At 67.8% G+C, this 15,694-nt stretch carries 17 protein-coding genes; 6 read left to right on the top strand and 11 right to left on the bottom strand.

What is annotated here, in order from left to right:
- Positions 1-35: 35 nt before the first annotated feature.
- Positions 36-278, top strand: a complete 243-nt coding sequence (locus ACOZ4O_RS07870; RefSeq protein ID WP_424524756.1) for a ferredoxin — start codon at positions 36-38, stop codon at positions 276-278.
- Here the strand turns inward: ACOZ4O_RS07870 and ACOZ4O_RS07865 are convergent.
- The 7 genes from ACOZ4O_RS07865 to ACOZ4O_RS07835 all read right to left on the bottom strand — a co-directional run bounded on the left by ACOZ4O_RS07865 (position 275) and on the right by ACOZ4O_RS07835 (position 6,112).
- Complete coding sequence (locus ACOZ4O_RS07865; RefSeq protein ID WP_424524755.1) at positions 275-1,312, bottom strand: zinc-dependent alcohol dehydrogenase family protein; 1,038 nt, start codon at positions 1,310-1,312, stop codon at positions 275-277. The two genes, ACOZ4O_RS07870 and ACOZ4O_RS07865, sit on opposite strands and share 4 nt — an antisense overlap.
- A gap of 179 nt (positions 1,313-1,491) precedes the next feature.
- Positions 1,492-2,406 carry a malate dehydrogenase gene (gene mdh, locus ACOZ4O_RS07860; RefSeq protein WP_424524754.1) on the bottom strand — a complete coding sequence of 305 codons (915 nt, stop codon included), beginning with the start codon at positions 2,404-2,406 and terminating at the stop codon, positions 1,492-1,494.
- A gap of 59 nt (positions 2,407-2,465) precedes the next feature.
- Positions 2,466-3,047: a DUF7090 family protein gene (locus ACOZ4O_RS07855; RefSeq protein WP_424524753.1), complete on the bottom strand. Its 582-nt coding sequence runs from the start codon at positions 3,045-3,047 to the stop codon at positions 2,466-2,468.
- A gap of 181 nt (positions 3,048-3,228) precedes the next feature.
- Positions 3,229-4,062 carry an ABC transporter permease subunit gene (locus ACOZ4O_RS07850; protein ID WP_424524752.1) on the bottom strand — a complete coding sequence of 278 codons (834 nt, stop codon included), beginning with the start codon at positions 4,060-4,062 and terminating at the stop codon, positions 3,229-3,231.
- A complete protein-coding gene (locus tag ACOZ4O_RS07845; protein ID WP_424524751.1) occupies positions 4,059-4,970 on the bottom strand; it encodes an ATP-binding cassette domain-containing protein in 912 nt (303 codons plus the stop codon). Before ACOZ4O_RS07845 ends, ACOZ4O_RS07850 begins: the two co-directional genes overlap by 4 nt.
- Positions 4,971-5,018: 48 nt before the next feature.
- Positions 5,019-5,825 carry an ABC transporter permease subunit gene (locus ACOZ4O_RS07840; protein WP_424524750.1) on the bottom strand — a complete coding sequence of 269 codons (807 nt, stop codon included), beginning with the start codon at positions 5,823-5,825 and terminating at the stop codon, positions 5,019-5,021.
- A gap of 35 nt (positions 5,826-5,860) precedes the next feature.
- Positions 5,861-6,112: a hypothetical protein gene (locus ACOZ4O_RS07835; protein WP_424524749.1), complete on the bottom strand. Its 252-nt coding sequence runs from the start codon at positions 6,110-6,112 to the stop codon at positions 5,861-5,863.
- An 84-nt stretch (positions 6,113-6,196) separates the two neighbouring features.
- Here ACOZ4O_RS07835 and ACOZ4O_RS07830 point away from each other — a divergent pair, with 84 nt between their 5' ends.
- The 3 genes from ACOZ4O_RS07830 to ACOZ4O_RS07820 all read left to right on the top strand — a co-directional run bounded on the left by ACOZ4O_RS07830 (position 6,197) and on the right by ACOZ4O_RS07820 (position 9,156).
- A complete protein-coding gene (locus tag ACOZ4O_RS07830) occupies positions 6,197-6,754 on the top strand; it encodes a hypothetical protein (protein ID WP_424524748.1) in 558 nt (185 codons plus the stop codon).
- A 26-nt stretch (positions 6,755-6,780) separates the two neighbouring features.
- Complete coding sequence (locus tag ACOZ4O_RS07825; protein ID WP_424524747.1) at positions 6,781-8,517, top strand: excinuclease ABC subunit C; 1,737 nt, start codon at positions 6,781-6,783, stop codon at positions 8,515-8,517.
- Positions 8,518-8,679: 162 nt separating this feature from the next.
- Complete coding sequence (locus tag ACOZ4O_RS07820) at positions 8,680-9,156, top strand: acyl-CoA thioesterase (protein ID WP_424524746.1); 477 nt, start codon at positions 8,680-8,682, stop codon at positions 9,154-9,156.
- Here the strand turns inward: ACOZ4O_RS07820 and ACOZ4O_RS07815 are convergent.
- Entirely contained in the window at positions 9,138-10,133 is a 996-nt protein-coding gene (locus ACOZ4O_RS07815; RefSeq protein ID WP_424524745.1) for a ribonucleotide-diphosphate reductase subunit beta, read from the bottom strand. The two genes, ACOZ4O_RS07820 and ACOZ4O_RS07815, sit on opposite strands and share 19 nt — an antisense overlap.
- On the bottom strand, positions 10,133-12,532 hold the full coding sequence (locus tag ACOZ4O_RS07810) for a ribonucleoside-diphosphate reductase subunit alpha (protein ID WP_424524744.1): 2,400 nt from the start codon (positions 12,530-12,532) through the stop codon (positions 10,133-10,135). Before ACOZ4O_RS07810 ends, ACOZ4O_RS07815 begins: the two co-directional genes overlap by 1 nt.
- 206 nt (positions 12,533-12,738) lie before the next feature.
- On the opposite strand from ACOZ4O_RS07810, the gene ACOZ4O_RS07805 reads away from it, so the two are divergent.
- Complete coding sequence (locus ACOZ4O_RS07805) at positions 12,739-13,827, top strand: SPFH domain-containing protein (RefSeq protein WP_424524743.1); 1,089 nt, start codon at positions 12,739-12,741, stop codon at positions 13,825-13,827.
- Positions 13,828-13,907: 80 nt separating this feature from the next.
- On the top strand, positions 13,908-14,099 hold the full coding sequence (locus ACOZ4O_RS07800; protein ID WP_424524742.1) for a hypothetical protein: 192 nt from the start codon (positions 13,908-13,910) through the stop codon (positions 14,097-14,099).
- Here the strand turns inward: ACOZ4O_RS07800 and ACOZ4O_RS07795 are convergent.
- A complete protein-coding gene (locus ACOZ4O_RS07795; protein WP_424524741.1) occupies positions 14,096-14,533 on the bottom strand; it encodes a universal stress protein in 438 nt (145 codons plus the stop codon). The genes ACOZ4O_RS07800 and ACOZ4O_RS07795 overlap by 4 nt on opposite strands.
- Entirely contained in the window at positions 14,533-15,618 is a 1,086-nt protein-coding gene (locus ACOZ4O_RS07790; protein ID WP_424524740.1) for a sulfite exporter TauE/SafE family protein, read from the bottom strand. The genes ACOZ4O_RS07795 and ACOZ4O_RS07790 overlap by 1 nt, the downstream gene beginning before the upstream one ends.
- Positions 15,619-15,694: the final 76 nt, after the last annotated feature.

Below are 15,694 nucleotides of genomic sequence, written 5' to 3'. Positions count from 1 at the left end.
CGACTGCTTTACCCCGTCCCGCCCCAAGCGCGAGTATGCGAGTCGAGTTCGACCGGGACACCTGCATCGGCATGTACCAGTGCGTCGCGGAGTGGGACGGTTTCGAGAAGAATTCTGACGCCGGGAAGGCCGTGCTCGTCGACGGCGAAGAAACCGAGGACGGCGTGTTCAGCCGGGAAATCCCGGCGGACGCGGAGTTCGACGCGAAGTTCGCGGCGCGGTCGTGTCCCGTCGACGCCATCCGCGTCTACGACGACGACGGCGAACAGGTCGTCTAGGGCTTCACGAGGACTTTCACGGCGTCGCGCTCGTCCATCGCCTCGTAGCCCTCGGGGACGCCGTCGAGGCCGACTGTTTTCGTGAAGATGGGTGAGGGGTCGAGCGTCCCCTGGAGCACGTCCGCCATCAGGTCGTCCACGTAGGCGCGAACGGGCGCGACGCCGCCCTTGAGCGTGACGTTCTTCGAGAACGCGGTCCCGAGGAACTCGGCCTCGTCCACGCCGGCCGGGACGCCGACGTAGCCGACGGTGCCGCCGGGACGCGCCACGTCGAACGCCGTGCTCATCGACGACTCGGCACCGACGCATTCGAGGACGTGGTTCGCGCCGCCGTACGTCAGTTCTCGAACCTCTTCCACCGCTTCCTCGCCGCGACTCGACACGGTTTCCGTCGCGCCGAACTCCTCGGCGATTTCGAGGCGGTCCTCGTGGTGGCCGACCGCGACGATACGTTCCGCGCCCAGTCGCGACGCCGCGAGCACGCCGCACAGGCCGACCGCGCCGTCCCCGACGACGACCGCGGTGTCGCCCGCTTCGACGCCGGCGCTGACGGCGGCGTGGTGGCCCGTGCACATCACGTCCGTCAATGGGAGGAGGGCTTCGAGCGTGTCCTCGTCGTCGGCGTACCGCTCGGGAACCCGGACGAGCGTGCCGTCCGCGGTTGGCGCGCGGATGCGCTCGCCCTGTGCGCCCCCGTTCGCGCCGCTCCAGCCGTCGCCGTTCACGCACGACGTGTGCAGTCCCTTCCGGCAGAACTCGCACTCGCCGCACGAGATGGAGAACGGCGCGAGCACGCGGTCGCCCGGCCGAACGTGCCGCACGTCCGAGCCGACCTTCTCGACGATACCCATCGGTTCGTGGCCGATGCGTGTTCCTTCGTCCTGGTCGCTCTGGCCGCGGTACGGCCAGAGGTCGGACCCGCAGATGGCGGTGTGGGTGACGCGGACGATGGCGTCCGTCGGTTCTTCGAGCTCGGGGTCGGGAACACTCTCGATGCGAACGTCACCGGGGCCGTGGTAGACAGCGGCGTCCATACGCTATCCCCGGACGCGACCCGCAAAAATCCACTCCTCGCGCCAACACTTTTATACTCGAACGACAAATGTGTGGGTGTATACCATGTGTCCCCCCTGGGAGGAGGTACCGGTCTGGACCGATTCGGACGATGACGACGAGGACGCCGAGATGGCGGACGTCCAGCGAGAAGTCCCGCCTAGCTGATTTCGGCGTACTGCTCGGAGAGCTTCTCCGCGGCCTCGCCGAGCTGGTCGCGCTCGTACTCGGTGAGGTCCCACTCGACCACTTCCTCCACGCCGTCGGAGCCGAGTCGCACGGGAACGCCGAACGCCGTGTCCTCGTGTCCGAACTCGCCCTGCAGGGGAATGCTCGCCGGAAGCACTTCGCCGGTGTCCCGGAGCACGGCCTCGACCATGTGCGCGACGCCGGTCGCCGGCCCCCACTGAGTCGCGCCCTTCCGCTCAATGACGTTCATCGCCGACTCCTGAAGGTCGGAGAGGATTTCGCTCCGCTCGTCCTCGTCGAACGACGGGTCGCGACCGTCCACGCGGACCTTCGAGAACACCGGCACCTGTGCGTCCCCGTGTTCGCCGAGGATGGTCGCCTCGACGTTCCGCACGGGCACGTCGAAGCGCTGGGAGAGCACGTACCGGAAGCGCGCGCTGTCCAGACGGCCGCCGAACCCGATGACCTTCTCCCGCGCCCGCTCACCCGTCTCGTAGAGGTGGCGGTTCAGGAGGTCGACGGGGTTCGAGGTCGTGATAGAGACGAAGTCGTCGTTGTACTCCGCCAGACTCGACCCGATGTCCTCCATGATGGGCGCGTTGTCGCCCGCGAGATCGATACGGGTCTGGCCGGGCTTGCGCGGAATCCCGGCGGTGATGACGACCACGTCGGAGCCCTCGGTGGCGGCGTAGTCGCCCTGCACGACCTCCGTATTGGCGTCGTACGCGATACCGTGGTTCGCGTCCGCGGCCTGCCCGACGGCCTCGTCCTCTTTCTCCGGGATGTCCACGAACACGAGTTCGTCCACGACATCGCGGAGTGCGAGACTGTAGCCTGCCGCAGCGCCGACCGTACCCGCCGCGCCGACGATGCTGACTTTCGCCATACCCGAGAGTGCTCGCGGCGTTCTGTTAAGCGCTTCGACACCACCGCGTTCCGCCGGAGTCAGGCGTCAGAGACGGTCACCGAGCCGTCGTCGTCGAGTTCCACGACGAGCCCCGCGTGCTCCCGGAACCGCTCGATGACGTCGGGGTCGTGGACCTCCGCGGAGACGTGGAACAGCCCAACCGCGTCGTGCTCGCTGAGGAGGGCGGCAAGCCGGTCCAGCGCGTCCAGCGCGCGCTCCTCGTCCGCGTAGTACGCGAGTTCCGTGATGGAGTCGAAGCTCACGCGGCGCTTCCCTTCGGTGTCGTTGAGGAAGTCCTCCGCCACCGCGATGATACCGTCCACGTCGTCCGGCGATGACACGTACCTGATGTGTTCTGAGCCGCGCCGCGAGTACCCGCGGTCGACGCTTAGCGCGTCCAGCACGTCCGCCCGCGATTCGTCCACGTCGTAGTAGTTGAGTTTCTGCGCGACCTCCCGCGCGGTGGTTCGCGTGGAGATGACGAGGAAGCGGTCCGTGTCCGTCTTGAGGAAGTCGGTGTCGATACGGTCCGTCTCGGCCGTACTCGGATGCAGGAGGAGGACGGCAGTTCCCCCTGGAATCGACGCCGGCCCGCCCTCGATTGCGAGTTCGTAGTCCACACTACGGGGCAGGGGTTCCCGGAACTTAACTTCCGCTGGCGTGCACGACGAACGCGCTGCTCGCGTGGACGCCTGTTCGTCGGGTTTCGCGGTGGCGTCCACGACGCCGTTCAGGTCACGCCCACTGCTGGGCGCGCGCTCGTATTTGAACGCTCGGCGAAATCGTGGTGGAAAAACGTGGTTAGAGGTCGCGGCCGTTGAATCGGAGGTAGCCGACGAGCGGCGCGAGGACGAACCACGCGACGAGCAGGGCGACCATGGTGACACCATCGAAGACGATGCTGTCGGGGAGGCTGCCGAGGGCGACGCCGAATCCGGCTTCGGGGACGAAGTTCGCGAGCGCGAACGTGTACGCGCCGGACGGCGGGAGGACGTTGAAGACGAACGGCCAGACGGCGTCCGAGGACACCTGGAGGTCGAGGAGGGCGACGAGGCCGGTCGGGATGAGCGGGAGGATGAACTCGACGAGGAGGTAGAACCCGGCGGCGCCGATGGTGGCGCGGCCGCTGTCGTTGGTCAGGCTGGATATCCCGACGCCGATGGCGGTGTAGACCGCGCCGAGCACGAGCGAGAACACGCCGAAGATGGCGAACGACGTGAGCGTGTACTCGTCGTAGAGCGCGACCATGACGAGGAGGCTGGCGACCAAACCGACGAGGATGGAGAGGGAGAGGACGGCGGCGCGTCCGACGACTTTTCCGACGACGGCGTCGCGTCGGCTGTGGGGGAGGGAGAGGAGGAGTTTCGCGCTCCCGGACTCGACTTCGCCCGCGATGGCCTTGTGGCCGACGACGAGGCCGGTGATGGGAACGAGGAGGGTGACGGGACTGGAGAGGAAGGCGATGAGGCCGAGCGTGTCCACGGTCGGGTCGCCCGTTCCGCCGCTCTCGGTGAACACCTGAAAGAGGTACGCCATACCGGCCATGAACAGGACGAACAGGGCGGTGAGCCCCCAGAGCATCCGAGAGCGCATGGCGTCCTGGAAGTCCTTCTTCGCGATGACGCTCCAGCTCATTCTGCGTCCTCCGTGTAGGCCGCGAACACTTCGTCTAGGCTCGCTTCCTCGGTGGCGAAGTCGTTGACCGTCACGCCCGTGCCCTCGATAGCGTCGAGCACGCGGGTTTTGGCGTTACTGTCGGCGCGCACGCGGATGGTGTCGCGGTTGGCGTCCACGTGTTCGACGCCCTCGACTCCACGTGCGGCTTCGAGCGCCTCCGGCGTCACTTCGTCCACGACGACGGTGAGGACGGTGCCGGTGCCGACGGCCTTCCGGAGACCGCGAATGGTGTCCTCGGCGACGAGTTCGCCCTTCCGGAGGATTCCCACTCTGTCGCAGACTGCTTCGACCTGTTCGAGGATGTGACTGGAGAAGAACACGGTCGCGCCGCGGTCGGCTTCTTCGAGGATGAGTTCGCGCATCTCGCGCGCGCCGTTCGGGTCGAGGCCGGTGCTCGGTTCGTCGAGGAGGAGCAGGTCGGGTTCGCCGACGAGCGCCATCGCGAGCGCGAGGCGCTGTTGCATTCCCTTGGAGTATCCGCCGGCTTTCCGGTCGCGGTCGGCGGGCTCGATGCCGACGCGGTCGAGGAGTTCGTCGGCGTCGTCGCTCGCGCCTTTCGATTCGACCGCGAACTCGACGTGTTGGCGGCCGGTGAGGCGGTTGTAGACGGAGAACCCTTCGGGGAGGACGCCGATGTCGTCGCGGATGGAGAGCGAGTCGGCGTGGGCGTCGCGGCCGAGTACGCGCGCCTCGCCGTCGGTGGGGCGGACGAAGTCGAGGATGATGTCGATGGTCGTGGATTTTCCGGCGCCGTTCGGGCCGAGGAAGCCGAACACTTCGCCGTCCTCGACTTCGAGGTCGACACCGCGGAGGGCGGTGACGTCACCGAACTCCTTTCGGACTCCGGATAATTTTATCGCTGCCATGTCTGTCGAATGTCACTGTCGTGTGAAGAAGATACCGGAAAGGGTTGCCTAGAGATCTACTGTGTCGAACCGAGCGCTCCCGAGACCGAGCGGAACGACCGCCCAAGCGAGGAGGACGCCGAACGCGACCACGGCGTTCCCCGTCCCTTCCACCGGAAAGCCGACGCCGCGAAGCACGTCCATGTAGGCGGTCGCGGGATTGAGAGCGGGGTACCACGACAGCCAGTCCGGGTGGGGCGTCGCGGGCCACGCGAACCCGTTGAGGACGAAGTGCGCGGCGTCCACGGGCAGCCACCAGTAGAGGACGAGGCCGCCGACGCCGATACAGCCGATGAGCGCGCGGGTCGGCGTGCGGGTCGCGGCCGACCAGCCGACCGCGACGCCGACGAACGCGGCGGTGAGTGCGAGGCCCGCGATGAGGGTGCCGCCAGCGGCGACGAGCCCGTCGACTGGCCGGGCGCGCGTCACCGCGAACAGCGCGCCGACGGCGAGCAGGACGAATACGGGAACTGCGGTGGTGACGAACCGGCCGAGCGCGGTGCCGGCGACGACTTCGCGCCGCGAGAGCGGGAGGGAGAGCGGGATGCGGAGGCGGCCGGACTGCCGCGGGCCGTTCACGGCGTCGTAGCAGTTCGCGGCGACGGAGATGGGGACGACGACCAACAGCAGCGGCCCGAACAGCCGCATCGTATCGGGCGCGCTCCACGAACCCGTGCTCAGGAGGTCGATGCCGCCGGCGACGAACACGGCGAACAGCGCCGCGCCGGCCGTGGACCACGCGAGGCTACCGTCGGCGCGCGCGACCCGCACGTCCTGTCGCGCGACGACGAGCCAGCCGGGCGTTCTGGAGGACATACTCGCACCTCCCGCCCACAGTCCCCTAAACCTGCCTACACGACGTCCTCGGGGTCGTGCTGGTCCCGCATCCGCTCGGCTTCCTTCCGGTACTGCTCGCGGCGGTCCTCGTCCTCGACGGGTTCGAGCGTGTCCTCGTCCACCATCGTCGCGGCGGTCGGTTCGGCGGCGTGCAGCGACCGCTCCTTGTGGAGCACGCGCTCGCCGTCCGGCGTCGCGTACACCAGGCTCAACAGTCCCTTGTTCGTGTACTCGCGGTAGACGAGCCACGCGCGGGTCTCGCTCATATCTGGGTTTTTCGCGGTTCGAACTTAACGCTGGCCCGTCCGCGGCGGCCACGCTTATCACCGGCGGCGTCGAAGCCGCGAGTGATGTCGGTCGCGCTCTCCGAAGTCCTGTTCGACGGTGAGTCGGTCGTGGAGCGCGTGGACTGCGGCGCGAACGCGCTCGTCGTCACCACTCACCGCGTCGTCGCGCTCACGCCCACCGGGGACGGCGAGCGCGTGCGGTACGCCGACCGGCCGAACGTCGAGACGGTGCGGGTGGAGACGGCAGGAACGACCGGCCACCTCCGCTTCGGCCTCCGACAGACCGCGTTCGCCGTCTTCCTGTTCGCGGCCGGCACGCTGTTCTCGCTCGACGGCATCGCGGACTCCGTGACGGGCGCGACCGGAACCGCGCGCCAGGTTGGCGTCGGGTCGCTCGTCCAGGTGTTGTCGGCGGTCGCGCTGTTCGCGCGGTTCTTCGACGACGCGCTCGTCGCGCTCTCCGGACTGACCGCCCTGCTCGCGGCTGTCGGGTTCGCGCGCTACCTCCGGTCGCGCTCTCGGGCGCTCGTCGTGGAGACGTACGGCGGCGAGGAACTCCGCGTTCCCGCGCCCGACGCCGACGCGGAGACCGCTGGCCGGGTTCTGGAAGCGCTCGACTGAAAGCCCGCGAGCGCCAAGCGTGAGTGATGGACGCGAGACAGGTGCGCGAGCGCGCGAGCGACCTCCCCACGGACCCCGGCGTCTACCAGTTCCTCACCGAGGACGGCGCGGTGCTCTACGTCGGGAAGGCCGTGGATTTGCGCTCGCGCGTGCGGTCCTACGCGGACCCGCGGAGCAACCGCATCGCCCGGATGGTCGAGCGGTCCGCCGCTCTCGACTTCGCGGTGACGGACACGGAGACGCAGGCGCTCCTGCTCGAAGCGAATCTCATCAAGCGCCACCAGCCCCGGTACAACGTCCGCCTGAAGGACGACAAGTCCTATCCGCTGGTCCAGTTTACGGACCACGACTACCCCCGCATCGAAATCACGCGCGACCCCGACGAGGGCGCGACCGCGTACGGCCCGTACACGGACAAGAAACGCGTCGAGACGGTGGTGAAGGCCGTTCGCGAGCAGTACGGCCTCCGGGGGTGTTCGGACCACAAGTTCTCGAACCGCGACCGTCCCTGTCTCGACCACGACATCGGCCTCTGCACCGCGCCGTGTACGGGCGAAATCACGCGCGAGGACTACGTTTCTGATACCGACGCAGTGCAGCGCTTTTTCGAGGGCGAGACGGGCGTGCTCGCGGACCCGATAGAGCGCGCGATGGCGGACGCGGCGGAGCGCGAGGAGTTCGAGCGCGCGGCGAACCTCCGCGACCGATTGGAGGCGGTGCGGGCGTTTCACGGCGGCGGCGGGGAGGCCGTCGCCGGGCACGGCCACGAGCGCCACGTCGACGTTCTGGGTGCGGTCATCGAGGGCGACAGCGCGACCGTCGCGAGGTTGCACGCGGAGGACGGCCAGCTCGTGGAGCGCGACCAGCACCGCGTGGACGCCCCGGAGGGCGAGGACCGCGTCGCAGCGGTGCTCGCGGCGTTCGTTCCGCAGTACTACGCGGAGCGCGACCTCCCGAACGCCCTCCTGCTGCCCGAGGACCCGGACGACCCGGATTTGGACGTGTGGCTGGCCGCGGAGGGCGTGGACGTGCGCGTGCCGGGCGCGGGCCGCGAGGCGACGCTCGTCGACCTCGCGCTGAAGAACGCCCACCGGCGCTCGGGGACGCGGGACGAACTCGGCGCGCTCGCGGACGCGCTCGGAATACCGCGACCGACTCGCATCGAGGGGTTCGACGTGAGTCACGCGCAGGGCAAGTCGGTAGTCGGGAGCGACGTGACGTTCGCCGACGGGTCGCCCGAGAAGTCCGACTACCGCCGGAAGAAACTCGAAGAGGAGAACGACGACTACGCGAACATGCGGCGGCTCGTCCGCTGGCGCGCCGAGCGCGCGCTCGCGGGGGAGGACGACCGTCCCGACCCCGACCTCCTCCTCATCGACGGCGGCCGCGGCCAGCTCGACGCGGCCCTCGCCGCGCTCGACGAAACAGGCTGGGAGGTACCCGTGGTGTCGCTGGCGAAACAGGAGGAGGTCGTCGTCGCGCCCGACCGCTCGTACGACTGGCCGGGCGACGCCCCCCAACTCCACGTCCTCCAGCGCGTCCGCGACGAGGCGCACCGGTTCGCCGTCCAGTACCACCAGAGCCTCCGCGACGACGTGTCCACGGCGTTGGACGACGTGGCCGGCGTCGGCCCGGAGCTCCGCAAACGCCTCCTCCGGCGGTTCGGGAGCGTCGACGGCGTGCGCGCGGCGTCCGAAGAGGAACTCCGCGGCGTTGAGGGCGTGGGCGAGGCCACCGCGGAGACGCTCGAACGCCGGCTCTGAGAAAGGGACGCGGCCCGGGTGCGGAGGGCGGTGGGGCCGCGTCGGTGGCGGCGAACGGGGAGCAGGTCGCCGCCGGTGTTCGCTTCACACCCACCGACAATAAAACCTACTTTCACTAACTCAAACCTAGTTGTTTTACTGGGATGGGTGTCACGGAAGCGTATGGACTCCGTCCCTCTGTTCGACTCCTACACGGAACGCAGCGAGATTCTGATGCCGAACGAGACGAACAACCTCGGGCGCGCGCTCGGCGGCGCGGTCCTCCACTGGATGGACATCTGCGGCGCAATCACCGGCCGGCGGTTCGCCCGCCGCCAGGTCGTCACCGCCTCCATGGACCACGTCGACTTCCTTGCCCCCATCGACCTCGGCGACATCGTGACGGTTCGGGGCTACGTCTTCGACACGGGCGAGTCGAGCCTCGACGTGAAGGTAGACGTGACTGCCGAACGCCCGAGCGACCGCGAGAAACGGGAGACGGCGAGTTCGTTCTTCACGTTCGTCGCGCTCGACGACGACGAGACGCCCGCCGCCGTCCCGGACGTGGAGACGCCGACCGACGAGGAAGCCGAACTGCGGGCCGACGCGCTCCGCGAACGCCGCGAACGGAGGGAGGCGATTCAGTCCCAGTCCAACTGACCGCCGGACTGGTACTCCGTCACGGTGGACTCGAAGAAGTTCTTCTCCTTGTTCAGGTCGGCCTGTTCGGCCATCCACGGGAACGGGTTCTCCGTGCCGAACACGGGCTCCATGCGGAGCTGGCGGAGGCGGCGGTCCGCGATGTACTCGACGTACTCCACGAACTGCTCGCTCGACATCCCGAGCACGTCCTCCCGGCACGCCTCCCGCGCGTACCGCGCTTCGAGGTCGACGGCCTCCCGAATCAATTCCTCGACCTCGCTCTCGAAGTCGGCGGTCCAGACGCCGGGGTTCTCGTCCCGTATCTGATTGATGAGGTCCACGCCGAAGTTCAGGTGGAGCGACTCGTCGCGCATGATGTACTCGAACTGCTCGCCGACGCCCACCATCTTCTTCTGGCGTTTCAACGCGAGCATCATCGCGAACCCCGCGTAGAAGAACACGCCCTCCATCACCACGTAGAACCCCACGAGGTCGCGCACGAACTCCCGGAGGTCGTCCGTCGTCTCGATGGTGAAGTCGTCGCGGTCGAGCGCACGCGTCAAGTCCACTACGAAGTCGTCCTTTGCCTCGATGGCGGGGATGCGGTCGTACATCCCGTACATGTAGTCCGGGTCGAACCCGAGGCTGTCACAGCAGTAGATGAAGGTGTCCGTGTGGATGGCTTCCTCGTACGCCTGCCGGAGGAGGTACTGCCGGCACTCCGGCGCGGTGACGTGCTCGTACACCGCGAGCACGAGGTTGTTCGCGGTGAGCGACTCCGCGGTGGAGAAGAACCCGAGGTTCCACTCCACGAGCTGGCGTTCGGCGTCGCTGAGCGCGTCGCCCCGCCACTGGGACACGTCGTCCTGCATCGGCACCTCCTCGGGCGTCCAGTTGTTCGCGACGCCCTGCTGGTAGTACTCGCGCGCCCAGTCGTAGTCGATGGGCAGTATCTTGTTCGGGTCGTGCTGGCTGTCGGTGTTGATGACGGGCATTACTGGCAGGCCTCGCAGGTCGGGTCCTCGACGCTCGGCAGACTGCTCTCCTCGTCGTCGCTCTCGCCGTCGTCGTTCCGGAACTGGGTGTCGTCGTACTCGGTCATGTCGAGCGTGGACTTCTCTATCTGGCTCGCGCCGAGCGTGCGGAGGTAGTACGTCGTCTTCAACCCCAACTCCCACGCGGCCGTGTACACGTCGTCGAGCTTGCTGCCGTCCGTCGACGGGAAAAAGACGTTGTGGGACTGGCTCTGGTCGATCCAGGTCGCGCGCTCCGCGGACAGCCTGAGCTGGTGCCGGGGGTCGATTTCGAACGCCGTCCGGTACAGCTCCTTGAGGTCGTCCGGCACCGCTTCTATCTCCTGAACGGAGCCGTCGTGGTAGGTGAGTTTGTCGCGGAGTTCGTCCGTCCACAACCCCCGTTCTTCGAGGTCGTCGACGAGGTGGGTGTTGACGCGCGTGAAGTCCCCGCTCATGTTCGACTTCACGTAGAGGTTCGAGTAGACGGGTTCGATAGAGGGCGTCGTGCCCGCGATGGTCGAAATCGTCGCGGTGGGCGCGACCGCCATCGTGTTCGAGTTCCGCATCCCGTGGTCGCTTATCTTCTCCCGCACTCGGCTCCAGTCGAGGCGTTCCTCGACCTCGATGGGCGTCTCGCGGCCGCGTTCGTCTTCGAGGAGTTCGACCGTGTCCTGCGGGAGGATGTCGCGGCTCCACTTCGACCCCTCGAAGGAGTCGTACGCGCCGCGTTCGGCCGCCAAGTCCGCGGAGGACTCGATGGCGTGGTAGGCGACGAACTCCTGCGCGCGGTCCGCGAAGTCGAGGGCGTCAGCGGAGTTCATCGGGACGCGCTGGGCGAGCAGGGCGTCGTGGAACCCCATCACGCCCAACCCCACCGGGCGGTGACGCATGTTCGAGCGCTCCGACTTCTCGCTCGGGTAGAAGTTCAGGTCGACGACGTTGTCCAGCATCCGCATCGCCGTCGAGACGGTCTCCCGCAGTTTCTCGCGCTCCAGCCCGGACTCGGTGACGTGGCGGGAGAGGTTCACGGACCCGAGGTTGCAGACCGCGGTCTCCTCCTCGGACGTGTTGAGCGTGATTTCCGTGCAGAGGTTCGACGAACGCACGACGCCCGCGTGGTCCTGGGGAGACCGGATGTTACAGGGGTCCTTGAACGTGATCCAGGGGTGCCCGGTCTCGAACAGGCGGGTGAGCATCGTCCGCCAGAGGTCGCTCGCGTCCCGCCGCTCGAAGTTCTCTATCTCGCCCTCGTCCGCGAGGCGCTCGTACTCCTCGTACTTCTCCACGAACTCTTGGCCGTACGTCTCGTGGAGGTCGGGAACCTCGTCGGGGGAGAACAGCGTCCACTCCTCGTCGTTCTGCACGCGCTCCATGAAGAGGTCGGGCACCCACGCGGCGGTGTTGAGGTCGTGGGTGCGGCGGCGTTCGTCGCCCGTGTTCCGGCGGAGGTCGAGGAAGGAGGGGAAGTCGAGGTGCCAGCACGCGAGGTAGGCGGCGGCCGCCCCGCGGCGTTTCCCGGAGCGGTTGATGGCACCGGTCACGTCGTTCGATATCTTGAGGAACGGGACGACGCCCGTGGACTCGACGCCCGTGGACGATATCGTCGCGCCGGTCGCGCGGACGGGCGTCCAGTCGTTCCCGAGGCCGCCCGACCACTTCGAGAGTTTCGCGTGTTCGTGGTAGCCCTCGAAGATACCGTCGAGGTCGTCGGGGATGGTGGTGAGGTAGCACGAGGAGAGCTGGGCGTGCGTGGTGCCCGCGTGGAAGAGCGTGGGCGTGGAGTGGACGAACCGCAGCGTGGAGAGCATGTCGTAGAACTCCTCGGCGTACGCCTGCCGGTCCCCCTCGGGTTCGCGGAGCGCGACCCCCATCGCGACCCGCATCCAGAACGTCTGCGGGAGTTCGATTGGGGTGTCGCCGTCCCGGAGGAAGTACCGCTGGTGGAGGGTGTCCATCGCGGTGTAGTCGAGGCGGTCGTCCCGGTCGAGTTCGATGTAGTCGGCGAGCGCGTCGAGGTCGTAGGTGAGCATGCGCTCGTCCAGGATGTCGGCGGCGACGCCGCGTTCGATGCCGTCCACCAGGGAATCGCGGTAGTCGGCGTCGCTGGTGTGGTCGTCGAGGCGTTCGCGGCGGTCGCGTTCGCGCTGGACGCGCGCGGCGACGGTGTCGTAGGCGGGGTCGCGGTCGACGCGCGCGGTGAGCGTGTCGGTGAGCGCGTCGTACTGCTCGCGGGGGCTGGCGTCGGCGTAGCTGTTGCGTTCGGCGGCGGTGACAAGGTCGCTCGCGGTGTCGTCGTCGATGGCGTCCTCGTGGCCGTCGCGGGCGCGGTCGAGAACCGCGCGGAGCGATACGGTCGTGGTGGCGTGTTGTTGACTCATATGTGGTGAGCGCCGCCGCTAACTGGAGCAGTAGCTCCCGGAGAACGGCGGCCAGTCGGTCCGTCCCGACGGATTCGGCGCGTCGGGCGTACTCGGTGTAGTGCGCCGGGACCGACATAAGGTTTTCCAACAGACTTGCACAAGATAAAGTACAGTTTAACGGGCGTGCCGTGCCTTTATGTCACTCGTCGCGGACTCCTTTACCAATGAGCGAACGCGACGACGTGTTCTACCAGCTCGGCCGGCTCACGGCGGGCGACATCCCGCGTCGCCTGCTCGGCGCGCTCGGAGCCGTGACCGTGCTCGTCGCCGCCGTCGTCCTCTTTTCCATCCTCTCCCCGCTGTACGCCGCGGGCGCGCTCCTCCTCGTGCTCGCCGCCGTCACCGTCACCGCCTCCGTCGTGGTCGTACAGGCCTACGAGAAGACCGTTCTCACCGTGTTCGGCGAGTACCGCGGCATCCTCGAACCCGGCATCCACCTCGTTCCGCCGTTCGTCTCCCACACGTACCCGTTCGACATGCGGACGCAGACCCTCGACGTCTCCAAACAGGAGGCCATCACGCGCGACAACTCGCCCGTCCACGCCGACGCCATCGTCTACATCCGCGTGATGGACGCCGAGCGCGCGTTCCTCGAAATCGAGAACTACCGGAACGCCACCGCGTCGCTCGCGCAGACGACGCTCCGCGCCGTCATCGGCGACATGGAACTCGACGACACGCTCTCCCGCCGCGACACCATCAACGAGCGCATCGACAAGGAACTCGCGGAACCCACCGACGCCTGGGGCGTCCGCATCGAGGCCGTCGAAGTGCAGACGGTGATGCCGAGTCAGGGCGTCGTGAGCGCGATGGAACAGCAGTCCTCGGCCGAACGCCGCCGCCGCGCGATGATTCTCGAAGCGCAGGGCGAACGCCAGTCCGCCATCGAGACCGCGCAGGGAGAGAAGCAGGCGAGCATCATCCGCGCGCAGGGGTCGAAGCAGAGCCAGATTCTCGAAGCACAAGGTGACGCCGTCGCCACCGTCCTCCGCGCGAAGTCCGCGGAGTCGATGGGCGAGCGCGCCATCGTCGAACGCGGCATGGAGGCGGTCGAGCGCATCGGGCGCTCGCCGTCCACGACGTTCGTCCTCCCGCAGGAACTCACGAGTCTGGTGGGGCGATACGGCAAACACCTCTCCGGCGGCGTCGAACCCGGCGGCGGACTGGAGAGTCTCGGGTTCGACGACGAGACGCGCGAACTCATCGGCATCGACGACTACGAGGCCGACTTCGTCGAGGGCGAGCGCCAGTAATCCCGCTGGCGTGTGCGACGAACGTGGCGCTCACGCCACCCACGGCATTTATTGTCTATCATGAATAATAGGTCGGTGTGATGAGTTTCGACGACAGTTCCTCCGACGCCGTGGGCGCGGATGTCCCGCGTCCGCCGGACGTATCGGACGAAACGGACGACCGCTCGACGCCGCTCGACGCGCTCTGGCGAGCCTACGAGCGCCTTCGGACGCACGTCCGCGAGTGGCCGAGTCGGTACGTCGAACAGCAGGCGAGCGTCTACGAGGACTAGTCGTCGCTCGGCCGAACGCTCACGACCGGTACCGGCGACCGCCGAACGACTTTCTCCGTCACGCTCCCGATGAGGTAGTGGTCCAGGCCGGTGCGCCCGTGCGTCCCCATCACTATCATGTCCACCCCGGCTTCCTCGGCGTATTCCAGGATGACGGTGCGGGGGACGCCGCTCCGCACGACCTCCTCGGTGGTGAGGCGCGCGGGAAGCGAGGCCGCCGTCTCGCGCACGGCGTCCTCCGCGCGCTCGCGTTCGGCGTCGTTCCACGCGTCGGACGCGATGCCGCTACTCGGACTCTCGAAGCGGTTCCGGGTGTCCATCACGGAGAGCACGTGCACTGTCGCGTCGTACGTCGTGGCGAGTTCGCTCGCGTGCGACACCGCGGCCGCGGTGCCCGCGCTCGCGTCGGTCGGAAGGAGGATATCGTCGTACATCAGAGGACACCCCCGGCCGCCATCACGAAGAGCGCAACGGCGATAATCGCGAACAGACCGCCGACCCCCGTCTTGATGGTGTCCGTGTCGAGCGCCGCGGAGACGTAGGGAGCGACTTGGCCGCCCGTCACCGTCGCCGGCACCGTGAACACGACCATGTTCCACGGCGTGGACGCGAGACTGAGGGAGTGACCGCCGACGAGGCCGCCGCCGAACACGTGGACGAGCGAGGCGATGATGGCGGTGGTCGCGACGACGATGTGGTTCGTGCCGATGGCGACTCGGACCGGGACTTTCGTGCGGAGCATCGAGATGATACCGAGTTCTCCGATGCCGAATCCGGCGAGTCCTTGGAACACGCCGCCGATGCTGTACGTGCCGAACCGTTCGAGGTAGCCGGCCCGCGAGTACCGGTACTCTTGGCCGTCGCGGTCCACGCGCGTCACTTGGCCGTCGTCGCCCGTGCGGACGCCCGCGGGGCCGAGTTTGTCGCTGTCGTCGGGAAGGGTCTTGTTCGTGGCGTCACCGGGGTGGCCGCCGTCCGTCGCGGCCTCGCCGTCCGCCGGTTCGCCGTGTCCGAGGTTGATGCGGAAGAGGAGATAGGACGCCGTGATGAGCGCGACCGCGAGCAGACCGTGGAACACCCACTCCGGGATGACGAAGGAGAGGAGTGCGCCACCGACGACGAACGGGATGCCGCCGAGCACGAGCGCGAGCGCCAGCCGTCGGTCGACGAGGCCGTACCGGATGAACGCGATGGACGAACTCGACAGGCCGAACGCCTCACTGATGAGGCCGACTTTCACGAGCGTCTCCGGCGTCAACGGGTGCGCGAGCAGCGGGAAGACGAAGATGAGGAACGGCACGAACAGCGCGGACCCGCTGATGCCGACGGTGTTGACGATGGTCGCGCCGAGCAGGAAGAACGGGAACAGCCACCAGTATTCGAGCCAGTAGCCGGTTCCGCCGGCGTCACCCGTCGGCGCGAACCCGACGACGCCCGCGATGAAGAGGACTGGCGCCGCGAACACGAACACGTGCTGGTACTTGAGGAACGTCTTGACCGCGCGGTCGTACGACGCCATCTATGTGAACACCTCGCGGCGACTCGGTGACGGGCGGCGAACGCGTGCGGTGAGCGCCACCGAGGCCTCTCGGGGG

This window comes from Salarchaeum japonicum (assembly GCF_049705945.1).
Classification (GTDB): domain Archaea; phylum Halobacteriota; class Halobacteria; order Halobacteriales; family Halobacteriaceae; genus Salarchaeum; species Salarchaeum japonicum_A.
The sequence above is the reverse complement of the archived record's forward strand: the minus strand, read 5'-3'. Positions and strand labels throughout refer to the sequence as shown.